Consider the following 23,007-nt stretch of genomic DNA (forward strand, 5'->3'; position numbering starts at 1 on the left):
CTACAGCGCCACAAGTCTGCCTCGGGCTTGCGGCGTTTTTTTGTGCCTGGGGGCCGGGTTGGGCCAACCCACAAGACGCGCCAACTTTCCGGACACCGCCGTGTGGCCGGAAACCACCGGCAGCATCGATTGACGCCAATGCGAGGGGTGTTGTGGGGAAACGCTACGTCGAGTACATGCGGCTCCCGTCCATCCGGCCGGCGGAGACGAACCCGAAGGAACACCACGGTGACGGCATCCGCGCGTCGCTGGTCGAGCACGGCCTGGCCGAGTCGCCGCTCCTCGACGAGCGCACCGGCCGGCTGATTGCTGGGCACGGCCGGATCGACCAGCTCCGCGACCTCGCGGCCGCCGGCGGTACCCCACCCGACGACGTCCACGTCGACGTCGACGGGGTGTGGCTGGTGCCGGTGCAGCGCGGGTGGGCGTCGAAGTCCGCCGCGCACGCCAAGGCGTACCTGGCCGCGTCGAATCAGCTCACCATCGCCGGCGGCTGGGACCTCGACGCCCTGGGCGTGATGCTCCTCGACGTCGACGAGGCGGGGCTGCTCGACGCGTCCGGGTTCGACCGGTCCGAGCTCGACGCGATCCTCCACGTCGACGACGAGCCCGGCGACGGCCTCGGCGACGGCGACGGCCCGGATGAGGGTGCGGCCGCGTTCGGGGTGATCGTCGTCGTCGGGTCCGAGCCAGCGCAGGACGCCCTGCTGCGCAAGCTGCAGGGCCAGGGCCACCACGCGCGGACGCTCGCCGCGGCCCGCGTCAAGTACGACCGCGACGACGGCTGAACGCCGGGTGTTCACCCACGACGACCGTCACCAGCCGATCCCCCGGTGCGGGTCGACCCGGCTGGTGTTCCTCGAGCCCGACCAGGAGACCCCGTTGACCTGCCTGCACAAGAACTTCCACGTCGACGCCGCGATGGCCCGGATCACCGAGGCGCCCGGCGACGACACCGCGAACGCGTTCAACATCGACGTGCGGGTGAACTGCGCGGACTGCGGGGAGCCGTTCCGGTGGATCGGCCTGCCCTGCGGGTACTCGCCGGCGCAGCCGATGGTGTCCGTCAACGGCCTGGAGCTCCGCGCGCCGATGGCGCCGCAGTCCGCGCCGGACGGCTTCGGCCAGGGCGGGCCCGGGTTCCGCGTCGACGTGCTGGTGCCCGACCCGGCATGAGCAAGGGATACCGCGACCTCGGCTCCTGGTTCGACGAGATCCTCGCGGCCGCCGAGTACGACGAGCGGCGGATCACCATCAACGGGCCCGGCTGGGGCTGGCCCGGCGAGCCCGAGGTCCTCGACTTCGTTGAGGACGGCGACGAGCGGTGGGTGTGGTCGTGGCCGCGGGGCAACGGCAAGACCGCCGCCGGCGAGCGTGCCCGGGCCGCGTGCGCCCGCAAGGCGGTGTCGCTCGAGGACGTGGAACAGGGCCGCGCCCGGATCGTCACGACGGCTGGGGACAACCCGAACCTGCTGTGGGGCGACGGGCACGTGCCGACCGTCCGGTTCCGCCGGCGGCCACTGTGGTGACCCCCGAGGAGCAGGCGGTCCTCGACGCGTGCGCCGCGGTGTTCGCTCCGGAGGACGGGGCGTGGTTCGGGGCGAAGGTGACCGCCGAACGCCAGTCCCCGCTGATGATGCGGGCTGTCGCCGGCGCGCTGCGCGACGACCCGCACAACCTTCCGCGCGCGGCGTGCGGCGTCCTGGCCGACGCCATCGACGCGCTCGCCGCCGTCCGTGAACAGGAGAAACGGTGACCGCACACGCGCACACGCAGCCTGACTACTACCGCCGGCGGGTCGACGTCTACGCGTACCGGCGCCTCACGATCGACGGTGAGAGCGTGCTGGAGGTGCCGCAGCCGCCCGCAGACGTGATCTGGGAGCGGCGGCCCGAGGCGTCCCTCGTCGCGGCGGACGTGCGGCCGCTGCTGTCCCTCGACGACGACATGGCCCGGGCGGTCCTCGACGCGCTCGCCGGGCACTTCGGCGGGGTGCAGGGGGTGCGGAACCTCCGCGCCGACTACGACGCCGAGCGGAAGCGCGTCGACCAGCTCATCGAGCACCTGGGCGTGGCCGCCGTGGCCGGCCGGCTCCGGTGAGGCCCGGCAAGCTGCTGCCCGAGCCGCTGCGGATGGCGCGGCCCGACCCGCCGCAGCCGCGGATGCCCCGCCTCAAGGCGGGTCCGTCCAGCTGGGGCGAGGCGGCCGAGGACGCGACGTCGGGCGAGCTGATCCGGCGGGCGTTGTGGGCGGCGGCGCAGGAAGAGGTGCGGCTGCTGCAGGCCGCGTACGACTTGGCGGTCGCGGACGGCGTTGACGTCGGTGACCTTGTCATCGTGATGCCGTTGCGTGGGCCGCGCTATCTGGCGCTGCGCAGCGACCCGATGACCCCGCTGGTGAGCGGCTGACGCAGCCGGCGGGTTTGTGAGGGTGCGGGTACCGGGCGGGGACGTTGATTGGCCGCCGTGGGTGTGCCGTGGGAAGCGGGAGATCCGCCTGGTGCTCGCACCCCGAGACGAGCGAAGCCCCCGGCGGTTGCCGGGGGCTTCGTGGTCATTGCTCGGGCCAGTTGTCGAGGGGGAGGCCTTTCTCGACGGCCGCGGCCCGGACCTCGGTGATGAGCGTGTGCCGGGTGGCCCGGACGTGGGTGCCGGGTGGGGCGTTGTGGCTGCGGTGGATGAGCTGCCCGGTGCCGTCTTCGTGGTCGAGGACGATCCAGCTGCCGGTGAGGTCGGGGAAGAGCACGATCTCCCGCATCTTGGTGCTCCCTGTGGAGTTGTGGGGTGTTCCGCTCCACACACTCTATCACGAATACCGTGCAACACAAGCGCTCATAAGATAGTGCACGGGCAGGGCAAACCGGACATCTTCGACACCGGCGGATGGCCCGAAATCTTCGTACACTTGTGCGAACCGGTGCATCGTGCCGGTCGCGTCTCGCCGCGCGTGGTATCCGCCGCGCCCGGGAGGCCGCCCGTGCACGACCTTGTCCACACCACCCAGACCACCCAGACCCTGCCCACCACCGGATCGATCTGCACCGGCTACGGGGGCCTGGACCTCGCCGCCGAACGCGTTCTCGGCCCGGCCCGCCACCTGTGGCTCGCCGAGGTCGACCCGCACGTCTCCGAGCTCCTCACCGAGCGGTTCCCCGGCGTCCCGAACCTCGGCGACATCCGCACCGTCGACTGGCACCAGGTGCCCACCGTCGACCGGCTCACCGCCGGGTTCCCGTGCCAGGCCGTCTCCGCCGCCGGCAAGCAGCTGGTGGAGGACGACCCGCGCTGGCTCTGGCCCGCCGTGCTCCGCGCCATCCTGGTGCTGATGCCGGCCACGATCGTGCTGGAGAACGTCGCGAACATCGTGTCCATCCGCCGCGGCGACGTCCTGGCCCACATCCTCGACGGCCTCCGCGCGGCCGGGTACGACGCCCGCTGGACCGTCCTCGGCGCCTGCGCGGTCGGCTCCTGCCACCACCGGCACCGCTGGTTCCTCGTCGCGCGCCGCGCCCTCGAGGGCCCGCCCGGCCCGGCCCGCCGGGTCGGCGCGAAAGCGCTGTGCGGCGCCCCGCGCGGCGGCGGCCGCTGGCTGCTGCCGACCCCGGTCGCCCGCGACTGGAAGACCGGCGACAACATCACCCGCGACTACCCCGACGGCCGCCCACGGTCGGAGCGGACGTGGACGCTGCCGCACGTCGCCGAGAACCTGCCTGTGCCGGTCGAGCTCGCGCCGGCGCGGATCATCGACCCGGCACCGGTCGTGCGCCGGGTGCGGATCGGCCAGGCCGCGCACGCCGCGCCGGTCCAGCTCGGTGGCGCCGCGGCCGCGCCGGCGCCGGTCGAGCCGCCGGCGAAGGTGCTCCCGACCCCGACGGCGATGGACGCGCACGGCGCCACGGTCCGGGACCGCACCGACGGGTTCGTGCAGCTGCGGGACGTGGTCACGCTGCTGCCGACGCCGACGGTCGCGGACTCCCGCAACAGCCGGAACGCGACCTGCGGCCGCAGGGACCCTGCGGGCGCGCACGCCGGGGAGACGCTCTGCGACGTCGTCCACGCCGGGAAGATCACCGAGCCGCCGGCACGGTTGCTGCCGACGCCGGCGGCGTCGATGCCGAACGACGGCGAGGACCTGGCGAGCTGGACGGCGCGGACCGAGCAGGTTGCGGAGTACTCGCGGCCGGTGTCGCCGCCGCTGGGCATCGCGGTACGGATGCTGCCGACGCCGCTCGCTGCGGACGCCGGGCAGGGTGAGCGGGGGTCGACGGCCGGGTTCGGGCTGCGGGACGTGTCCCGCGACCTGGCGCGGATGCTGCCGACGCCGACCGCGACGGACGGCAACAGCGGCGCGATCGTGGTCGACGGTGTCGCCCAGGCGCTGCGGGACGCGGTGCGGATGCTGCCGACGCCGCGCGCGTCGGACGGCCGGAACGGGTCGCCGTACCAGGCGGGCTCCGGCGGGGACCTGATGCTGCCCTCGGCGGTCGTGCACCTGCAGGACGCCTATGCCGGGCAGTGGGGGCCGTACGCGGACGCGGTCGCGTTGTGGGCGGTGCTGTCGGGGGTGGCTCCGCCGTCGCCGGTCGCGCCGAACAAGGTCGGGAACCTGCGGCTGTCGCCGGCGTTGCCGGAGTGGATGCACGGCCTGGCCGCCGGGTGGGTCACGGACCTGCTGACCCGGGTCCCGGCGCTGCGGGCGCTGGGTAACGGGGTGGCGCCGCCGCAGGGTGCGGCGGGGATCGCGTTGTGCCTGTCTGATTTCTGAGTGTCCGGGCCGGTCACGGCCCTGCTGGTGCGCGAGCGGTGCACGCTGCCGATGTCGGCGGTGGCGTGATTCCCCGCTGCTCTGCGCCTGGTGGGGCCGGGCCGGTTCCGGCGCGGCTGCTGTCCCTGCCCCGGGACGGCGCCGCACCCCTGGAGTCCCTTGGAGCCGCACGGAGAAAACGCGACCGTTGCCGCAGGTCGGGGCGGGTTCGCACGGCACCACCCGGTTGGGGGTGGATGAGTAGCGGGTTCGACTCCCGCCAAGGGAACATGTGATGAGCGCCACTGTTGCACGGACGTCGAGAGCGTATGCGTGGCCGTTGACCTGCTGTTTCAGGGGTTGCGGTCACGTTGCGCTGTCGCTGCCGTTACTTATGAGCGCTAGTGTTGCACGGTAGTCGTGATAGAGTTTGGGCATGGACATCGAGCTCACCCCCGCCGTCACGAACGCCCTCCTCACCGAGGCCGACCGCGTGTTCGGCGCCCTCGCCCCCTTCGCCGACCAGCACGGCCCCAGCAGCCACCAGTACAGCGACGCCATCGACGCGTACGCCGAGCTGATGCACGCGCTGCTCGGCAAGCCGCGCCCCGCCGTCCTCGGCTGGGCGCTGTCGCAGGTCGCCTCCGGCAACGTCCCCGACGACGCCGAGTCCCCCACCGCCTGGATCCTCAACGCCGTGCGCGACCACCGCGCCGCCCGCCCGAACCGCCCCGACGAGTGCTGCTGCGCGGGCCAGACGTGGCACCCGCGCGGCGCCACGAACTGCTACCGCAAGGCGGGAAGCTGACGAGCGGCCCGGCACAGCGAAGGCCCGCCCCCGGAAACGGGTGCGGGCCTTCGCGTGTCTGCCGCTCTCTACCGGTCTCTACCGCCGCAGCCGTGCGTGGACCGGGGTGATCCCGTGGACGCGGGCGGCCGCCTCCAGAGCGCGCGGCGCGGGCCGCAGCCGGGGCGAGCCTGCCGGGATCGGCCACGGAATCGGCGGGGTGAACGGCACCGGGTCGCTGACCTGCCAGTGCCACCAGACGCTGCCGGACGGCGAGACGCCCCCGGCGGCCCACTGCGACCCGGAGACGGTCACGGCGCCGCGCCAGCGGACCGCGCCGGCCAGGCGCTGCCCGTCGCCGACGAGGAGCCATTCGAGGTGTTCGGTCCGCGGCCGCCACGAGTGGGAGTCGACGTCGCGGCCGCCGGCGACGAGCTCGGCGGCGAGCGCCGGCGGGACGGTCCACAGCCACAGCCACGAGTCGCCGGCGCCCTGGGCGCGGGCGGGCTCCTCGAACAGCGCGGGCTGCAGGAGCGGCCGTGCCGGGGCGTGCAGGCGGCGTGAGCGCATACCCACTGTGTAGCGCAGAAACGCCGCCGCCTCGACCCCGTTGTGGGGGCCGAGGCGGCGGCGTGCTGGGCGGGTCAGATCAGGTCGGTGTCCCGGCCGGGGCAGCCGTTGTGCGCGGCGTGCGGGAGCGTGTCGGTGCAGCCGGTCTCGTCGCTGATGGTGGTGAACACGATCCCGAAGCAGTCCGCGAGGCGGGCCATGAGCTCGGGGGTCCACGCGGGGCCGGGGGTGCCCTCCCAGCGGTCGGCGTTGCCGTACTCCAGGACGTTGAACGCGGCGTCCGCCACGGCGGCCTTCTGGGTGGTGGTGAACTGGTTCCAGAGGCTCTGCGCGTTGGTGTCCATGGGGTTCCTCCAGGTCGGGGGGCTGGCGTCTCGCTCTGAAGGGAACTCTATCAGAGTCACGACAACTATGCAACACAAAGATGCACGGTTGTCGTGACCTGCCTAGATGAGTTTCTGCGCGGCGCCGGCGATCCCGCGCTCGGTCTTCACGATCGCGCGCAGCCACGTGGGACTGCCCCACAGCTCGGCGTGGTCGAGCCTGCCGTCGGTACGCCGCCACCGCTTCACGGTGACGCAGCCGATCTGCTGGTCGGGCTCGTCCTTGATCAGGCCCGTCTTATCCAGGGGCTGCGGCACGGCTACTCGCCACCCTGGGGCCCGGCCTCGGCGCACGGCCACGGCATGCCGTCCTCGGCGCACACCGCGCCGTCCGCCGACGTCGAGCGGGTGTGCCGGGGCGGGGTGCAGCCGTCGTGGCGGGAGCCGTCGTCGCCGGTCTCGCAGTCCGGGTCGCCGACGGGGCACGGGTCGGGGTCGATGCCGGGGCACTTGCCGTGCTCGGCGTGCGGCTCGTCGTCGCCGCAGAGGTCGTCGGGGCTGGTGAAGACGAGGGGGAAGCAGTCCGAGAGGCGTTCGGCGGTGTCGGAGCTCCACGGGGCGCCGGGGCTGCCTTCGTAGCGGTCGGGCCAGCCGTACTCCAGGACGTTGAACGCGGCGTCCGCGATCGCGATCTTCACCTCGTCGGTGACGAGGTCCCACTGCTGCTGCGCTTTGGAAACCAACGGGGTTCCTTCCCTGGTCAGGGGGCTGACTTGCGTGTCGTTCGGACCCGAACATTACCGGAGTCACGACAGCTATGCAACAGCATAGCTCAAGGCTGTCATGATTGGGTGTGGAGCGCGTAGGTAGCCGCAGGCCAGGCGCCTCGCGGCGCGCGTCGGCCACCGCACGACGGCCAGGCGCCGGCCGTGTCGAGCGAAAGACCGGTCGCCGATGTCCGCATCGCGTGAGCAGCGCACCAGCACCGCCGAACGCCGCGCCAAGGCCCTGAAACTCCGCACCGCCGGCGTCCCCCTCGACGAGATCGCGACCCGCCTCGGCTACTCCAGCCCGGCGGCCGTCTCCAAAGACCTGACCCGCGCCATGAAATACGCGGTCACGGAGGCCAACGGCGCCGCGAAAGAGCGCCTCGCGCAGGAGCTGCGCCGCCTCGACCTGCTCCAGGCCGGGCACTGGCCCGCCGCCCTCGGCGGGTCCACGAAGTCCGCCGCGATCGTCCTCGGCGTCATCGACCGACGCATCAAGCTCCTGCAGCTCGACCGCATCCAGGCCGACAGCGCCAACGCCCGGTCCGTCCTCGGCGAGCTCGCCCGCGGCCTGGCCCTCGCCGCGTCGCTGCTGCCCGAGACCGGCGACGACGCGAACCGCCCCGACCTGCAGGACTGGGACGACGGCACCGGCGACGACGAGGACGACGACGCCGGCGGCACCGATGGGCCTTGACCTCGACCGGGTGTGCAAAACCCTGTCCCCGATCCAGATCCGCTCGATCGTCCACTCCACCCGGCGGATCAACATCTGGACCGGCGCCATCCGCAGCGGCAAGACCGTGGCGTCCCTGCTGCGCTGGCTGATCTTCCTGGCCTCCGACGAGTGCCCCAAGGGCCGCATCGTCATGGTCGGCCAGACCCGCGACACCGTCGCCCGCAACGTCTTCTCCGTGCTGCAGGACCCCGAGATCTTCGGGGCGATCGCCGACGAGGTCCACTACACGCCGGGCGCCGCCACCGCGAAGATCCTCGGCCGGACCATCGACATCATCGGCGCCGCGGACATCCGCGCGGAGCGGCGGCTGCGTGGTCTCACCGCGGCGGCCGCGTACGTCGACGAGGCGACCCTGCTCGGCCAGGAGTTCTGGACGCAGCTGCTCGGCCGCATGTCGAAGCGCGGCGCGAAGCTGTTCGCGACGACGAACCCCGACGCGCCCGGGCACTGGCTGCGGAAGGACTTCCTGCTCCGCGCCGGCGAGCTGGACCTGGCGTTCTGGCACTTCACCCTCGACGACAACCCGTCGCTGACCCGCGAGTACAAGGACTCGATTAAGGCCGAGTTCGTCGGGTTGTGGTTCCGCCGGTGGATTCTCGGTCACTGGGTGGCGGCCGAGGGCGCGATCTTCGACATGTTCGACGAGCGCCGGCACGTCATCCCGGACGAGAAGATCCCGCCGATCTCCCGGTGGTTGTGCGCGGGCATCGACTACGGCACCACGAACCCGTTCGTGGGGCTGCTGCTCGGGCTGGGCAACGACAACAAGCTGTACGTGACGTCGGAGTACTCCTACGACGCGCGGCAGGCGCACCGGTCGAAGTCCGACGCCGACTACCTCGCCGACGTGCACACGTGGCTGCAGAACGCCCCGCACCCCGGCACCTACCCGCTACCGGGCGCCGCCGGCGGCGACGTGGACGCGCGCCGCGGCGTGCACCCCGAGTACATCGTCATCGACCCGTCCGCCGCGTCCTTCGTGACGTCGGTGATGTCCGACAGCCCGTACACGCCGATGCCGGCCCGTAACGCCGTGCTGCCCGGCATCCGCGCCGTCGCGACCCTGCTGGGCCGGCGGAAGCTCAAGATCGCCCGCTCGTGCAAGCGGCTGATCGAGGAGCTCCCCGGCTACTCGTGGGACGACGAGGCCGCCCTCCTGGGCGAGGACAAGCCGATCAAGACCGACGACCACGCCTGTGACGCGCTGCGCTACGCGGTGCTCACCACCGAATCGCTGTGGCGTCAGCACATCCGCATCGAGCTGCCCAAGGCGAAGGCCGGGCGCACCTAAGGGGAGGCGTCCGTGACGCTGCCGGTGGGCAAGACCGTGGACGCAGCCGCCCTCGCGACGCCGGAGCCGGCGCCGTCGACCGGGCCGGCCGCGTCGCGGGGCACCTACAACCGGGGGTTGCCGCCCGGCGGGAACACGCCGTGGCCACCACCCGAACGCAAACACGCGATGGAGCGGTTCCTGATCTGGCGGGCCTGGTACCGCGGCGACCCGGAGGAGATCGCCGCGACCTACGGCGGCGGCGGGTCCGCGCAGCTGTCCGAGCGCCGGTTCACGCTGCCCGGCAACCACCCGGCGCAGTACCGCGGCGGTGTCGTCGGCGCGGTCGCCCGGGCCTGGTGGGGCAAGCCGATCCCGCAGTCGGACTACCCCAGCAAGATGCACATCCCGGCGCCCGAGGACCTGGCGGTCGTCTCGTCGCAGCTGCTGTTCTCCGAGCCCCCGCAGATCAAGTGGGAGGACGAGAAGACCGCGAAACGCATGTCCGAGGTCCTGAACCGGTCGAAGTTCCACGCGAAGCTGCTGCAGGGCGGCGAGGTCCAGGCCGCGTACGGCGGCGTCTACATGGTGATCACGTGGGACGACGAGCTCGCCGGCCACCCGTGGATCCGGCCCGTGCTCGCCGACGCGGCGGTGCCGGAGTTCGCGTGGGACATCCTCACCGCGGTGACGTTCGCCGACTGTGTGCAGGAGGAGGACGCCGGGCAGACCGTGTGGCGGCACCTCGAACGGCACGAACGCGGCCGGATCCTCCACGGCCTGTACAAGGGGTCGAAAGAGACCCTCGGGCAGCAGCTGCCCCTGACCGCGCACCCGAAGACGGCCCGACTGCAGCCGCAGATCGAGACGGTCAAGGACCGGCTGACGGTCGCGTACATCCCGAATCTGCTCCCGAACCGCCTCGACCCCGGCTCGGTGGAGGGCCGCTCCGACTTCTCCCCGGGCATGATCACGCTGTTCGACGCGCTCGACCAGACGTACACGTCGCTGATGAACGACCTGGAGCTCGGCGAGGCGAAGCTGGTCGTGCCCCGCTCGTACCTGAAGTCGAACGGGCCCGGGCAGGGCATGCGGTACGACCACTCGCAGCGGATTTTCCTGCTGCTGGACATGCTCGACTCCCCGGAACGGCCGGCGACGATCGAGCAGGTCCAGTTCACGATCCGGGTGGCCGAGCACCTGCAGCTGGCCGGGGACATCCACGACCAGATCGTCCGGGCCGCCGGCTACGCCAAGCAGGGCGTGATGGGCGACGAGTCGAACACGCAGGCGACCGCGACCGAGGTCAACGTCCGCAACACCAAGTCGGACTCGACCCGCGACGCGAAAGCCCTGTACTGGGCCGAGATGGCGACGCTACTGGAAACCCTGGCGTTGCTCGACGGGAAGCTGTTCGGGTCGGGGATCACCGCTGAGCGGCCGGACGTGACGTTCAACGAGGAGCAGCAGACCGACCCGCTCGTCCTGGGCCAGGTCGTGCAGGCGCTGTACGCGTCGGAGTCGGCGTCGATCGAGACCCGGGTCCGGATGGCGCACCCGTCGTGGCCGAAAGACCAGATCGACGCCGAAGTCGAGAAGGTCACGAAAGAGTTCGGCACGACCATGGACAAGCAGAAGCCGCCGCCGGGCATGGGCCCGATCGGCGCGCCGGCCGGGAACCCGGGCACGAACCCGATGGGCACCCCGCGGCCGCGACCCAACCCGCAGCCAGGCACCCCCGGCGGGCGGCCGCCTGGACAGCGGCCACCAGCCCCGGGGGGAAGCAAGTGACGACGATCGTCGGAGCCGCTCGAGGCGGCATCGTGCACATGGCCGCGGACTCCTGCACCAACGTGTACGACGTGCCGCTGCCGGGCGCCGCCACGAAGATCATCCGCCGGCACCTCGGCGACCGGGAGGAGATGCTGCTCGGCGTCACGGGCAGCGCCGGCCTGGCGCAGGTCCTCGCCGACCCGGTCCTGTTCCGCACGTACCGCGTCGACGAGCTCACCGTCGACGACGAGCTCGACTCGGTCGACCGGGTCGCGTTCACGATCGCGCGGAAGGTTACCGCCGCGGCGGTCGACGCGAAGCTCCTCGAGGACGGCCGGATGGACAGCAACGTCCTGCTCGGCTGGCGGGGCCGGCTGTGGACGATCGCGCACATGTGCGCCATCCCGCATCCGGACGGCATCGCCGCGCTCGGCTCCGGGCACGGGTTCGCGTTCGGCGCTGTCGACGCGCTCCTCGGCACGGGCGTCGACGCCGAGGACGCCGTCGCGCGGGCGTGCCTGATCGCGATCGAGCGGGACCGGTACAGCGCCGGCCCGATCCAGGTCGAGTCGCTCGTCCCGGCCGACGCGGCCGCCGCTTAGGACATGAGCGCACGCCCGGCCTGAAGCCGCGACAGAGCCCTCCCCGCGCATCCCTATGCCCAACCGCGACCCCTTGTCCGCCCTGAGGCGGAACCGGTTGACGGAGAACAAACGCAGGGACAGCGGTCCACCGCGACACGCCACTCAGGCCGGGCGTGGCCCGCACACCGTACCCCGGCCGCTACCGGCTGGGGACTCAACCGTCACGAGGGGTAGACATGGACTTTTCGTCCGCCTTGGTCGCCGTGAAGAACGGCGCCAAGATCACCCGAACCGGCTGGAACGGTGCCGGTCAGTACGTTGTATTCCAGGCCGGCTACCCCGACGGGATCGCGATCAACGCGAACACCGCCGCGGCGACCGGCCTCGCGGAGGGCACCGTCTGCTCCTTCCGCCCCTATCTGATGTTCTGCACCGCAGACGGTCAGTTCGTGCCGTGGGTCGCGTCGCAGACCGACCTCCTCGCCGACGACTGGGAAGCGCACGAGCTCAGCCCGGCGCGCGGGATCCCCGGATCCACTCCCTCGAGCGGCGCCGCCCGCAGCGTCGCCATGCACGTCCTCGGGCCCGGCGGCATCGCCTCGCAGGTCCTCGGCTCCGGCTCGGTCAATGTGCTCGGCGGACGCCGCGGCGGGCCCGACGCCGGCGACGTCGCGCTCGCGGCCGCCATCCGCAGCGCGGCCACCGTGCGCCGGGGCATGCGCGCGTGAGCGACCCGCGGTTCAACTGGGCGATTTTCGTCGTGCTCCGCCCGGCGCCGGACCTGCCGGCGGGGTTCCTGCCGGAGAAGCTCGACGGCCAGTGGTTCAACCTCGTCGACCTGGTCTACGAGGCGTACCGCGACCCGGACGGGCCGAGCGACACCGAGGGCGTGCAGTTCGGGCCGGCCGGTGCGCGGGCGTACCCGACGGGCCGCTACGAGACCCGCGACGACGGCGCCGAGGCCGAGGTGTACGAGGTCCGCGCGCTGTGAGCCTCTCCTCCCACCAGCGGCCGCACCGTGGCGCGACGGACGTGTGGCTGACCCCGCCCGAGCTCCTGCAGCGGCTGGGCCGGTTCGACCTCGACCCGTGCGCCGCGCCCGAGCCGCGGCCGTGGCCGACCGCCGCCCGGCACTACGTGGAGGCCGACGACGGCCTCACCGCCCCCTGGTGGGGCCTGGTGTGGCTGAACCCGCCGTACGGCGACCAGGCCGCCCTGTGGCTGGCCCGGCTCGCCGACCACGACGCCGGCGGTGTCGCCCTGGTCCCCGCCCGCACCGAGACCGGCTGGTTCCGGGAGCAGGTGTGGGCGAAGGCCGCCGCGGTGCTGTTCCTGCACCGGCGGCCGCATTTTCACCACCCCGACGGCCGGCGGGCGCGGTTCAACTCCGGCGCCCCGATGTGCCTGGTCGCGTACGGATCTCGGGCCGTGTACCGGCTCGCGGACAGCGGCCTGGAGGGCGCGCTCGCCCGCGGCTGGCTGTTCACGGCCTGATCACGAAATATCCGACTTTTTTCCAGCCCCGGCCCGGTCAGGGTTCGGGGCTGCGCTGCGCTGGAGGCACCGCATGACCACACCCGCGACCGCGAACCCCACAGGAGCGTGCGCTCCGGCGACGCTGCCGGCCCTCTGCGACCTCGTCCACTACCGCGGCAAGCAAGGGCTGTGCACCCCGCGCGCGGCGATCGTCGTCGCCACCGTCGACAGCCTCGACCCGCGCGGAGTCGAGTCCGGCGCGGTACCCGCCCTCGACAGCGCCGAGCACGTGCACCTGTGGGTGTTCGGCCCGGGCTCGGCGGGGTTCGCCGAGTTCAACACGCCCCGCGGTGAGGCGCCCGACGGTGAGGCGCCCACCGCCTCCACGATCCCGCCCGGCACCTGGTGCCGGCCGCCGTCCCACCACCTGAAGGAGCCCCCCATGCAGAAGCCGTCCGCCGGCCGGATCGTCCTGTTCGCCGTCGACCCGCGCATGAACGGCGGTGTCGACCACGCGCCGGCCGTGATCACGCAGGTGTGGAACGACAACCTCATCAACCTGCAGGTGTTCCCGAACGCGAACGACACCCGCTCGCAGCTGCGCACATCGGTGCCGCTGCACGAGACCCGGGAAGACGCCGAGGCCGTGCAGTCGACCGGGCTGCCGTACGCCGCCTGGTGGCCGCCGCGCGTCTGACCGTCCCCGCCCCTGATCCGGTACGACCTCGAGGCGGTGGCCCGTGGCCAGCAAGAAACGCGTACGCCCCTCGAAGGCCAACGGCCAGTGGAACGAGGCGCTGCACCCCCGAAACGAAAAAGGCCAGTTCACGAAGTCGTTCGCGAAGAAACTCACCGCGGAGGACATCGACCGGACCCGGCACACCATCAAGGGCCTGCAGCCGCGGGAGTTCCCGGACGGCCACCGCGCCGCCGGGTACCTCGCCGGGCTGCCGCAGGCACCCCGCACCCCCGGCGTCGAGCGGTACCTGGCGCCGGACGGGTGGCGGGACACCCACGCCGCGCTGCGCGCCGGCGAGATCCCCGACGGCCTCGACGACCTCGACGCGGCGTTGCGGCCGCTGCCCGACGACCTGGTCGTCACCCGGCAGGTGCCCGCGGACGCGTTCGGCCGGATCTCCGACCTCGGGCAGCTCGAGGGGCTGAAGCTCCACGACGCCGCGCCGATCGCCGCCAGCCTCCACAGCGACGCGGGCCCGGCCAAGGGGATGATCTCGATGCGGATCGCGGTCCCGGCCGGGACGCGGGCGATCGTCGACCCGCAGGGCCGCGGCGTGACCCTCGACCGTGACCTCGACCTGGCGATCACCCGCGCGAAACGCAACCAGGCCGGCGGGTGGGACGTGTCCGCGGTCGCGATCGGCCAACGTGAAGACGTCTCGGGTATGCGGCCGCGGGAGCTGCCCGACGACCTGTCGACGATGGCGGACGACGACCTCGTCGACGCCATCGGCTGGCTCGCGCCGCAGGGCCGCGACGACGACATCGTCCGCGTCGCTGACGAGCTCGACCGCCGCGAGGCGGCCGCGGCCCGGCACTACACGCTGCTGCAGGACCCGGAGCACATGTCGGGCGACGAGCTCGACACCGCGTTCGCGGACGCCTCAGCCGTGGGTGACGAGCTGGCGATCGGCGCCCTGTACGAGGAGTACGAGCGGCGGGAGCGCCTCGAGGCGGAAGCGCTGGTGAAGGCGTCCGCGCCGCCGGAGGCGCCGGCGATGGTCGGGCAGTCGTTCACGGCGTGGCTGGACCTGGCCGGGTCCCCGATCCCCGGGCACGGGGCGTCGACGCCGGAGACGCGGGAGCGGGCGCAGCGGGCGATCCGCCGCACCTACAACCTTCCCGACGACGCCAGCCTCGCGGACGTGTCCGCGGCGACGGTCGCGGACCAGCGATCGCATGAGGAACGCACCGGCTGGCATCTGGCGTGGTACCGGAAGCTCGCCGCCGCTGACGGCGTCTCCCCGGACGACCGGGCGAACTACGGCCCGCCCGACGACCCGGACGGTGTCGCGCTCTACCACGACAACCAGCAGGCGAAGGCGAAGGCCCGGGCGCACCAGGCGGCGCAGGCGGCGAAGGCCGAGACCCGCGCCGCGAAGGTCGCGGTGGGCCCGGCCGGGCCGGCGCTCGTCCGGAACCCGATCGGTGAGCTCGGCGAGCTGCAGTCGATCGCCGACAGCTACGCCCGCACGGGCGCGGTCGGCCGGGGCCCGCACGCCGACATGGTCCGCGAGTCGCACCGCATCGGTGACCGGCTCGGCGAGGCCCGCCGGCGGATGTACGGCCTCGACCCCGGCGCGCACCACCGCGAGCTGGAGAAGGCGATCAAGGCGGACCGGCGGCATCCGCACGAGCGGGCCGCGGACACCCTCGGCTGGTACCGGCTCCTGGCCGACGCTGACGGCGTCGAGCCCGGCACCCGGGAGGCGGGGCCGGTCGACGTGCCCGGCGAGTTCGTCCGGCCGGGTGTCGTCCCCTCGAGGCTGCCGAAACCCGACGAGCTGCAGGCGGCGATCCGGGAGGTTGCCGTCGACGACCAGCGGGCCGGGAACCCGGCGACCGGGGAGCGGTTCGCGATCGCGTCCAGGCGCACGATGGGCCTGCCCGACGACGCCACCCAGGCGGAGTACTCGGCGGCGTACCGCCACGACCCCCGCAGCCGCAAGCAGCTGGCCGCGGAGTGGCTCGCGCACTTCCGGCAGGTCGGCGAGGAGCACGGCGTCGACCGCAGCGATCCGTTCCGGTTCGGGCCGCAGGAACGCACCCCGAAGACCAAGGGGGCGTGGGCGGAGACGAGCCCGGTGCAGCAGCAGCGGATGGACGAGCTCGTCGCCCGCGGCTGGTCGTTCGCGGACGCCTACGCCGAGGTCCACAACCTCGACCCGGCCGACATCAAGGCGGCGCGGGCGCGGGGTGCCGTCGACCGGCACGCCGGCGAGACGACCGACGCCGCGGTGAAGCGGCAGTACGGCGAGCACGTCGACCTGCAGTACATCGTGGCCGAGCGGGCGATCCGCGGGCACATGCTGTCCAAGGCCGGCCAGGCCGCCGGCGTCGACCCGAAGAGCCTGTTCTCCGGCCCGGCGAACCGGTTCCACAAGTACGCGTCGGAGGAGCTGCAACGCTGGTTCCAGGACCAGGGCGGCCGGATGACGTACACGCAGTTCAAGGCTCAGGTGCTGGGCCGGCAGCGGGACATCGAAGCGGCGAAGCGGTCGAAGCTGGCCGGGAACGGAAGGGACTTCGGATGAGCACACCCACCGGCGACGAGCCGACCGTGCCGCAGCGGGTCATCGACGCGGTGCGCCGCATCGGCGCGCACGCGGCCGCCCGGGGCAGGCCCATCTCGTCGTGCCCGTACGACCCGGAAGGCGACGCCCGGCAGCGGGTCCTCGCGCACGCGTTCGTGACCGGCCACCAGCAGCGGCGCCCGCCCGAGCACGTCGACTTCACCCCGGACGCCGCCGCCGGCGAGCTGGAGGGCTGAGCGATGCCGTGGACGGGTGTGTGGAGCGGACCGGGCCCTGCCGTGCCTGCCCCGAAGGTCGGCCGGCCACACCGGGACCGGGCCAAGATCAAGGCCGCGCGGCGAGCCGCCCGGCAGCGTAGATAGCAGCTACCCCGCTCGCCCCGGGGGCTGAACCAAGCCGCCACCAGCGCCATCCGACCCACGGTCGGGTGGCGCTTTCTGGTCTCCGGGAGAGCCGATGACCCGCAGGAAGTCCGCCGAGCACAAGGTCAAGAACGCGCAGTTCGAGCTGCTGCACCCCCGCGACAAGGCGGGCCGGTTCACGAAGTCCGGGACCCGGCGGATGTCCGCCGACGACGCCCGCCGCACCCGCGACGTCGTCCACGGCTTCAAGGGCCAAAAGTTCGCGTCCCGCGACGAGGGCCACTCGGCGCTGCGGGAAGAGGTGTGGCACGGCCGGCGCGGCCTGCACGCCTACCTCGCGGACTGGCGCACGATCAACGACCGGCTCCGCCGCGGGGAGGACCACGGGAACGTCGCCACGATCGACGCCGACATGCGCCCGCTGAAGCGGGATTACGTGCTGTCGCGGCAGGTCCCGGCCGGGCAGTTCGGCCGGGACGATGTCGACCTGGCCCACCTCGAGGGCCTGAAGATGCGCGACGCCGCCTACGCGCCGACGAACGCGCTCGGCGGGCAGCCGCCGCAGGCCGGCATGGTCAACATGACGATCGCCGCCCCCGCGGGCACACACGCGATGGTCGACGAGGTGTCCGGCGAGGTCCTCCTGGCCCGGAACACGAGCCTCGCCGTCACGAAGGTGACCCGGAACGACGCCGGCGGCTGGGACGTCCACGCCGTGGTCGTGCCCGGCGACGACAACCGGGCGTCGGCGCCCGTCCCCCCGTCGGGGACCGGCCGGTTCGACGCCCCCGAGGCGCAGGCCCGCGATCAGGCCCGCCGGGAAGCGGCGACGTCGGCGTTCGACGAGTCGAACGCGATCCTCGCCGACCTCGGCGCGGGCCGCGACATCTCCGGCCGGAAGGCCAACGACGTGAACCGGCTCGTCGCCGCCGGCTATGTGGCCCGCGACGCCCAGGGCCGGCACTCCCTGACCGACGAGGGCCGCCGCTCGGCGGCCGCCGGCGCCCCGGCCGCCGCGGCGAGCGACCAGCTCGACGTGCGGTCGGTCGACCAGGGGCACCTCGACAACGTCGCCGGGATGGCCGTGAACCGGCAGCTGCCGCCGCCGATGCGCCTCGACACGTACGAGACGCTGTCGACCGACGACATCAGCGCGCTGAACCTCGAGCAGCGCAGGGCCGTCCTCGACGACCTGGCGTTCATGCTCAACACCCGCCCGGAGCGCGCCGCGCGTGTCGCAGCGCTGCGGGAGCGGTTCGCGCAGGCCGCGAACGGTGGCGACGCGGCCGCCGGCCGTGCCGTCCTGGACCGGCTCACGGACAAGCAGCTGGAGACCCTCGCCCGGGACCACATCCCGAACGGGGCGCTGCTCCCGACCTCGGAGATCAAGAACCGGGCGCTCGTCGATCCCGAGCTCATGGACGCCGCCCGGGCCATCCCGGACAGCGAGATCCGGCCGAAGACCGCCGCGGTGCAGGCCATGGCGCCGGTGCAGTGGAGCTACGGCAGCGGCAAGACCACGGGGAAGCTGCCGAAGGGGCAGCGGGCCGCGATCGACGCGGCGATCGGCGAGTACGCGACGCACACCGGGGTCGACGGCGCCGACGGCGCTCACCTGGCCGAACCGCCGGTGAACGCCGCGCTGCGCGGGTCGATCCCGCTCAACGACGCACACCGGGCGCAGGCTGAAGCGCTCGACGCGGCGCTCGAGGTGTCGCCGCTGCAGGGCCCGGTCACCGCGTACCGGGGGCTGCTCGACAGCCGGTTCCTCGGCGGTGACGGGTCGCTGGTCGGGAAGAAGTGGACCGACCCGGCGTTCGTGTCCGCGACCGCGTCCGAGGCTTCCGGGGAGACGTACACGGGTGCGCCCGGCCAGGGGCTGCTGATGCAGATGCAGCTGCCGGCGGGGTTCAAGGCCGTCGCGATCCGCGACGACGAGCACGGCCTGGACGACGAGGGCGAGCTGGTGCTGCCGCGCGGGTCGACGTTCACGGTCACCGCGGACCACGGGGTTGTCGACGGGTTCCACCGCGTCGACGTCCGCGTCGACGCGCCGGAGCGGCCGCCGGCGATCCAGGCGCCGGGGGTGCCGCAGTCGCGGGTCGCGCAGGACGCGGCTGCGGCGGTGGAGGCCCGGGCCGCAGCCGCGCGGCAGGCGAAGGCCGAGCACCAGATCGGCCTGTTCGACGTCGCGGCCGCGAAGGGCGACGTGCACGAGGACCAGGGCACGTTCCTGGATCTCGCCGGGAGCTGGAACGACCACGACAGCGCCCCGGCCGCCGCGGCGGCGGAGCGGATGCCGGAAGGACGTGCAGCGGCCGCCCCGCCGGCCCCAACGGGCGGCGGCGGGCGTGGTGGCGAGGACGAGGAGCAGGGCGGGGCGTTCGCGGCGATGGCCGGGGCGTGGGGCACGGGCAACGCCGGCGCGACCCCGGGCGACCGGGTGCCGGACGCGCCCGAGCTCGCCGCGGCGGCGCCGACGGTGCCGGTTACCCGGGCCGAGGTGCCGGTCGTCGGGACCGACCCGGGCGTGGCCCGGGCCATCTCCGGCGAATCGCTCATGTATCCGAAGCGGCTCGCGAAGCTGCCGAAGGTCGCCCGCGACGGCTACCCGCACGACGCGTCGGGGATGCCGTTCGGCGGGATCGGCCCGGACGGGACGGTCACCACCCCGGACGGCAAGACGATCGGGAAGGTCGTCGACCAGGCCGAAACCGGCCGGCGCTCCGCCGGGTGGGTGCGGGTGAAGACCGACGTCGAGCCGGCGATGCGGATCGCCGGGTCGGAGCCGGGCGGGCGGAGCATCTCGGTGTACCGGCCGGACGGGCTGAGCAAGCTCGAGGGCGACGTCATGGACAAGCCCGGCCAGGGCGTGGCGATCCAGCAGGGCAACTCCGAGACCCGGGATCGGATCAGCAAGGCGAGGGCCGCGGCCGACGAGCACGGCGGTGAGCCCGTCGAAGCGCGGGCGCTGCACGCCGGCGACGACGTGCTGGCCCCGGCCGCGAACGGCTACAGCTCCCCGTCCAAGGTCAAGTCGGTCCACCGGTCCGGGGTCGTGACCTTCACCAACGGTGAGCGGGTCTCGCCGTCGGTGCCGGTCGTGCGGCTGCCGTCAGCGGCGGCGGAGAAGCGGGCCCGGTACAACGACCTGCAGGGGCAGGTGTCGGCGTACGGGGCGAGTTTCAGCGGCAACGACCACGTGAAGCTCAACGCCTACGAGCGGCTCACCGACGACGAGTGGGCCGGCCTGAACGACATCGACCAGGCGAACGCCCTCGGGAACCTGCAGAAGATCGCCAACAACGGGCGGGACACCGAAGCTGGCCGGCGGGCGCAGGGCCTTCTGGCCCGGTTCGGAGGCGACGCCAACCCGGCGGTGGCGAAGCCGACCTCGAGGTCGGCCACGCCGGCCCGGGCAGCGGCGCCGGCGGCGCCGGCGTCGATGTGGCCGAGTGACGAGGACGCTTCCCGCAGCGCGTCCCGGGCGGCGGACCTGCCGGCGGGCGGGCCGCGGGCGGCGGAGATCGCGTCGGCTGGTGCCGCGCTGAACAGCGGTGGCCGGCTCAATCTCGACGACCCGGCGCAGCTGCGGCTCCACGAGGCGATCCGGGTGTGGACGACGCAGGATGCGCAGTCCGGGGAGCTCGGCGGCCTCGACCAGCTCCGGTCGGAGGTCCGCAGCGCGTTCCAGGGGAAGGGGAAGCCGACCAGCCACGGCGCGATCCTCGCCGCGGCGACGGCGACCGCACCGCCGGACGCGCCGGAGCTGTTCCGGGGCGTGAACGGCGTCGACCCGGCGAAGATTCCCGACGTCGGCGGCACCTACGCGTTGCGGCAGTTCATCGGGAAGCGGGACGTGGGCCCGTCGGTGTCGTCGTTCACGACCGACCAGGCGACCGCCCGGTCGTTCGCGGGGCCGCTGTCGCGGGACGGGGTGTCGCTGGACATCAAGGTCCGTGCCGGGGCGCGGGGGCTGCGGATCGAGCAGGAGGCCGGGCAGCGGTTCGAGCGGCAGCAGGAATGGCTGTCGTCGGGGAACTTCCGGGTCGTCGGCCGATCCGAGAGGATGGAGCAGAAGCCGTTCCCGCACCGGGTGGTGTCCCTCGAGTTGGAACAGATCGGCAACGGCCCCGCTCCCGCCGGCGGACGTAGGCGGGTGCCGGCGGCCGCCAAGGAGCAGCTGATCCGCCGTGAGGGGGCGCTGGAGGCCCTCGCCGGTGGGCCCGAGCAGCCGGCGCCGCAACGCGACCGGATGGACGCGCTGATCAACCACGGCCTCGGGGCTGGGGTCGGGCCGGGTAAGCCGGTCCCGAAGAACCCGGTGCAGGGGCCGAGCGCGGAGCTCGCGCGGGGGATGAGCGACGAGCAGCTCGTCGCGGCCCGCGGTGAGGTGAACTCCGTCGACCGGCAGGTCATCGACCGGGAGATCAGCCGCCGGAAGTCGGCGGCCCGGCGGAAGGCCGCGGCGGAGGCCGCGGAAGCCGAGTCCAGGGCCCGGTTCAAGCGGGCGCACGACGCGATCCTGAACTCGGGGCACCAGGGCGTGCAGCCGGTCCAGGCGCACGAGACGCCACCGGACCATCAGCTGGACCGGCAGGCGGAGGGCACGCTGCGGAACATGGCGAGGAGCGCGCCGGGGTCCCCGCTGGCCACCGCCGCGAACGCGGCGCTGGTCCGGCGCGGGCTGCGGCCGGAGGACGGGACGACGCCACAGCCGATGGAACGCACAGCGACGGCCACGCCGGACGTGACGCGGTCTGGCCCGGTCGCGAGTCGGCAGCAGACCCCAGCCCCAGCCCCAGCGCCGGCGCCGGGCAAGCGCCTGACGAAGGCGCAGCAGCGGGCAGAGTTCGACGCGCAGCTCACCCGCGACCATGCGGCGATCCTCCGCGGTGGCCACGACGTCAAGCCGATCCAGGCACACGAGACGCCACCGGACCACGAGATGGACCGGCAGGCGGAGGGCACGCTGCGGAACATGGCGAAGTCAGCGCCGGGGTCGCCGATGGCCACCGCCGCAAACGCGGCGCTGATGCGGCGCGGGCTGCGGCCCGAGGGCGAGACGACGTCGCAGGCGATGGAGCGTCTCGCGAAGGGCACCGCAAAACCCGACTTCACGCATTCCGAGCTGGTCTCCAACCAGCCGGACGTGACGCCGGCGCGGAGGACCGAGTCCGACGCCCAGGTCGGCAAGGTGGTGTCCGGTCGGGGCGCGTGGAACGAGCTCCTGGCGATGCCGGCGAAGGATCTCGCCGGCAAGGGCGGCGCCACCCGGGCCGAGACGGCGGAGGAACGCGCCGCTGTCGAGGCCAGGACGCGGGCGGTCACCGAGGCGAGCACGGGTGCGGCGCAGGCGTCGCGGGCCCGGTCGAACGCGGCGCTCGTCGCCGGCCAGCAGCAGCACAGCGAGGCTGCGGAGCTGGCCGGGAACCAGGCCCGCCGGGACGCGGAGGACGAGCTGCGGTTCGCGGAGGCGCACTACGAGCGGGCCCGGCAGCAGCACGGGGTCGGGTCTCCGCAGGAGCAGGCCGCCGCCCGGCGGCTGCAGGCGGCGGAGGACGCCGACGCTGATCCGGACCTCGAGGACAAGGCCGCGGCCGCGTACGACGCAGCGGACCGGGCCGACGCCGCGAGGCTGCAGGACCTCAACCAGCACCGGGAACCGGAGGTGCGGCACTCGCCGGCGCAGACGAAGGCGATCGCGATGGCCGGCACCGAACGGACGTTGCCCAGCCGGCCGCCGGAGGAGCGGATCGCAGCCTATGGCGGGATGACGCAGGCCGAGTTCGATGCGCTGCCGGAGTCGACGAAGACCCGGATCCGGGAGGACCTCGACCAGATGCAGTACCACCGGGCGTCGGGTCGTGACTCGATGGGTGCCCGGTACTCGGGGGCCGCGCCGTACGCGGGGCGGGCCAAGGCGATGCTGCAGAAGCTGGACTCGGGGCGGCTCGGGGCGCAGGCGCCGGCGGCGCCGACACCGCCGTCGAGGCGGACAGCGGCCGCGAACTGGGATGCGGTGCGGGCTGCGACGTCCCTCGCGGACGCCCGGAATCAGCTGGACGGGCTGACGATCAAGCAGTTGCTGGAGATCGCCGAGCACGGCCAGGTCGGGTTCTCGCCGTCGTGGAAGAAGTCGAAGCTCCGCGATCACATCGTGGAAATGGGCGCCGGGCGGCGGCTCGACGCGGAAGCGATCGCACGCCGCCGCGGCTGACCCGAAACCGCATGATCAACCCCTGAACGGGGCCCCGGCTTGGGGCCCCGTTTGTGTTTCCCACCAACAAATTCCCGGTCCGGGCAGGTCCCGGTCCACGCACGCCCACGGAGGGCCAGCG

The 23,007-nt window shown here is 73.3% G+C and carries 24 protein-coding genes; 19 read left to right on the forward strand and 5 right to left on the reverse strand.

What is annotated here, in order from left to right; genetic code table 11:
* Window positions 1-176: 176 nt before the first annotated feature.
* The 6 genes from ACQPZ4_RS51650 to ACQPZ4_RS51675 are packed head-to-tail and all read left to right on the forward strand — an operon-like array spanning window position 177 to window position 2,408.
* On the forward strand, window positions 177-788 hold the full coding sequence (locus ACQPZ4_RS51650) for a hypothetical protein (protein ID WP_433067346.1): 612 nt from the start codon (window positions 177-179) through the stop codon (window positions 786-788).
* 7 nt (window positions 789-795) lie between these two features.
* Window positions 796-1,176 (forward strand): hypothetical protein, encoded by a 381-nt coding sequence (locus ACQPZ4_RS51655; protein WP_433067349.1) that lies wholly within the window; start codon window positions 796-798, stop codon window positions 1,174-1,176.
* Entirely contained in the window at window positions 1,173-1,529 is a 357-nt protein-coding gene (locus ACQPZ4_RS51660) for a hypothetical protein (protein ID WP_433067352.1), read from the forward strand. The genes ACQPZ4_RS51655 and ACQPZ4_RS51660 overlap by 4 nt, the downstream gene beginning before the upstream one ends.
* The gene (locus ACQPZ4_RS51665) at window positions 1,523-1,756 is read left to right on the forward strand and encodes a hypothetical protein (protein ID WP_433067355.1); all 234 of its coding nucleotides are present in this window, start codon (window positions 1,523-1,525) and stop codon (window positions 1,754-1,756) included. Before ACQPZ4_RS51660 ends, ACQPZ4_RS51665 begins: the two co-directional genes overlap by 7 nt.
* A complete protein-coding gene (locus ACQPZ4_RS51670) occupies window positions 1,753-2,100 on the forward strand; it encodes a hypothetical protein (RefSeq protein WP_433067358.1) in 348 nt (115 codons plus the stop codon). The genes ACQPZ4_RS51665 and ACQPZ4_RS51670 overlap by 4 nt, the downstream gene beginning before the upstream one ends.
* Window positions 2,097-2,408: a hypothetical protein gene (locus tag ACQPZ4_RS51675; RefSeq protein WP_433067360.1), complete on the forward strand. Its 312-nt coding sequence runs from the start codon at window positions 2,097-2,099 to the stop codon at window positions 2,406-2,408. Before ACQPZ4_RS51670 ends, ACQPZ4_RS51675 begins: the two co-directional genes overlap by 4 nt.
* A gap of 145 nt (window positions 2,409-2,553) precedes the next feature.
* Here the strand turns inward: ACQPZ4_RS51675 and ACQPZ4_RS51680 are convergent, their stop codons facing one another.
* Window positions 2,554-2,757: a hypothetical protein gene (locus ACQPZ4_RS51680; RefSeq protein WP_433067363.1), complete on the reverse strand. Its 204-nt coding sequence runs from the start codon at window positions 2,755-2,757 to the stop codon at window positions 2,554-2,556.
* 219 nt (window positions 2,758-2,976) lie between these two features.
* Between ACQPZ4_RS51680 and ACQPZ4_RS51685 the strand changes: the two genes are divergently transcribed.
* A complete protein-coding gene (locus tag ACQPZ4_RS51685) occupies window positions 2,977-4,764 on the forward strand; it encodes a DNA cytosine methyltransferase (protein ID WP_433067365.1) in 1,788 nt (595 codons plus the stop codon).
* Between the two features lie 415 nt (window positions 4,765-5,179).
* The gene (locus ACQPZ4_RS51690; RefSeq protein ID WP_433067368.1) at window positions 5,180-5,551 is read left to right on the forward strand and encodes a hypothetical protein; all 372 of its coding nucleotides are present in this window, start codon (window positions 5,180-5,182) and stop codon (window positions 5,549-5,551) included.
* A gap of 78 nt (window positions 5,552-5,629) precedes the next feature.
* Here the strand turns inward: ACQPZ4_RS51690 and ACQPZ4_RS51695 are convergent, their stop codons facing one another.
* From ACQPZ4_RS51695 to ACQPZ4_RS51710, 4 genes are all read right to left on the reverse strand, one after another.
* Window positions 5,630-6,100 (reverse strand): hypothetical protein, encoded by a 471-nt coding sequence (locus tag ACQPZ4_RS51695; RefSeq protein WP_433067371.1) that lies wholly within the window; start codon window positions 6,098-6,100, stop codon window positions 5,630-5,632.
* Between the two features lie 74 nt (window positions 6,101-6,174).
* The gene (locus ACQPZ4_RS51700) at window positions 6,175-6,444 is read right to left on the reverse strand and encodes a hypothetical protein (RefSeq protein ID WP_433067374.1); all 270 of its coding nucleotides are present in this window, start codon (window positions 6,442-6,444) and stop codon (window positions 6,175-6,177) included.
* Window positions 6,445-6,546: 102 nt separating this feature from the next.
* Window positions 6,547-6,741: a hypothetical protein gene (locus ACQPZ4_RS51705; protein WP_433067376.1), complete on the reverse strand. Its 195-nt coding sequence runs from the start codon at window positions 6,739-6,741 to the stop codon at window positions 6,547-6,549.
* A gap of 2 nt (window positions 6,742-6,743) precedes the next feature.
* Window positions 6,744-7,166 carry a hypothetical protein gene (locus tag ACQPZ4_RS51710; RefSeq protein WP_433067379.1) on the reverse strand — a complete coding sequence of 141 codons (423 nt, stop codon included), beginning with the start codon at window positions 7,164-7,166 and terminating at the stop codon, window positions 6,744-6,746.
* A gap of 211 nt (window positions 7,167-7,377) precedes the next feature.
* Between ACQPZ4_RS51710 and ACQPZ4_RS51715 the strand changes: the two genes are divergently transcribed.
* From ACQPZ4_RS51715 to ACQPZ4_RS51765, 11 genes are all read left to right on the forward strand, one after another.
* Complete coding sequence (locus ACQPZ4_RS51715) at window positions 7,378-7,887, forward strand: hypothetical protein (RefSeq protein WP_433067382.1); 510 nt, start codon at window positions 7,378-7,380, stop codon at window positions 7,885-7,887.
* Window positions 7,877-9,220: a PBSX family phage terminase large subunit gene (locus ACQPZ4_RS51720; RefSeq protein ID WP_433067385.1), complete on the forward strand. Its 1,344-nt coding sequence runs from the start codon at window positions 7,877-7,879 to the stop codon at window positions 9,218-9,220. The genes ACQPZ4_RS51715 and ACQPZ4_RS51720 overlap by 11 nt, the downstream gene beginning before the upstream one ends.
* 12 nt (window positions 9,221-9,232) lie before the next feature.
* A complete protein-coding gene (locus ACQPZ4_RS51725; RefSeq protein WP_433067388.1) occupies window positions 9,233-10,990 on the forward strand; it encodes a phage portal protein in 1,758 nt (585 codons plus the stop codon).
* Window positions 10,987-11,574 (forward strand): hypothetical protein, encoded by a 588-nt coding sequence (locus ACQPZ4_RS51730; protein ID WP_433067391.1) that lies wholly within the window; start codon window positions 10,987-10,989, stop codon window positions 11,572-11,574. The genes ACQPZ4_RS51725 and ACQPZ4_RS51730 overlap by 4 nt, the downstream gene beginning before the upstream one ends.
* Before the next feature lie 218 nt (window positions 11,575-11,792).
* Window positions 11,793-12,284 carry a DUF2829 domain-containing protein gene (locus ACQPZ4_RS51735; protein WP_433067394.1) on the forward strand — a complete coding sequence of 164 codons (492 nt, stop codon included), beginning with the start codon at window positions 11,793-11,795 and terminating at the stop codon, window positions 12,282-12,284.
* The gene (locus ACQPZ4_RS51740) at window positions 12,281-12,547 is read left to right on the forward strand and encodes a hypothetical protein (RefSeq protein WP_433067397.1); all 267 of its coding nucleotides are present in this window, start codon (window positions 12,281-12,283) and stop codon (window positions 12,545-12,547) included. The genes ACQPZ4_RS51735 and ACQPZ4_RS51740 overlap by 4 nt, the downstream gene beginning before the upstream one ends.
* Window positions 12,544-13,050 carry a DNA N-6-adenine-methyltransferase gene (locus tag ACQPZ4_RS51745; protein ID WP_433067399.1) on the forward strand — a complete coding sequence of 169 codons (507 nt, stop codon included), beginning with the start codon at window positions 12,544-12,546 and terminating at the stop codon, window positions 13,048-13,050. Before ACQPZ4_RS51740 ends, ACQPZ4_RS51745 begins: the two co-directional genes overlap by 4 nt.
* Before the next feature lie 73 nt (window positions 13,051-13,123).
* Window positions 13,124-13,729, forward strand: a complete 606-nt coding sequence (locus ACQPZ4_RS51750) for a hypothetical protein (RefSeq protein ID WP_433067402.1) — start codon at window positions 13,124-13,126, stop codon at window positions 13,727-13,729.
* 43 nt (window positions 13,730-13,772) lie between these two features.
* Complete coding sequence (locus tag ACQPZ4_RS51755) at window positions 13,773-16,304, forward strand: hypothetical protein (protein WP_433067404.1); 2,532 nt, start codon at window positions 13,773-13,775, stop codon at window positions 16,302-16,304.
* Window positions 16,301-16,540 (forward strand): hypothetical protein, encoded by a 240-nt coding sequence (locus ACQPZ4_RS51760; RefSeq protein WP_433067406.1) that lies wholly within the window; start codon window positions 16,301-16,303, stop codon window positions 16,538-16,540. Before ACQPZ4_RS51755 ends, ACQPZ4_RS51760 begins: the two co-directional genes overlap by 4 nt.
* Window positions 16,541-16,760: 220 nt before the next feature.
* Entirely contained in the window at window positions 16,761-22,886 is a 6,126-nt protein-coding gene (locus tag ACQPZ4_RS51765; protein WP_433067409.1) for an ADP-ribosyltransferase, read from the forward strand.
* Window positions 22,887-23,007: the final 121 nt, after the last annotated feature.

Origin of the sequence: Dactylosporangium sp. CS-033363 (assembly GCF_050942475.1) — a bacterium.
Classification (GTDB): domain Bacteria; phylum Actinomycetota; class Actinomycetes; order Mycobacteriales; family Micromonosporaceae; genus Dactylosporangium.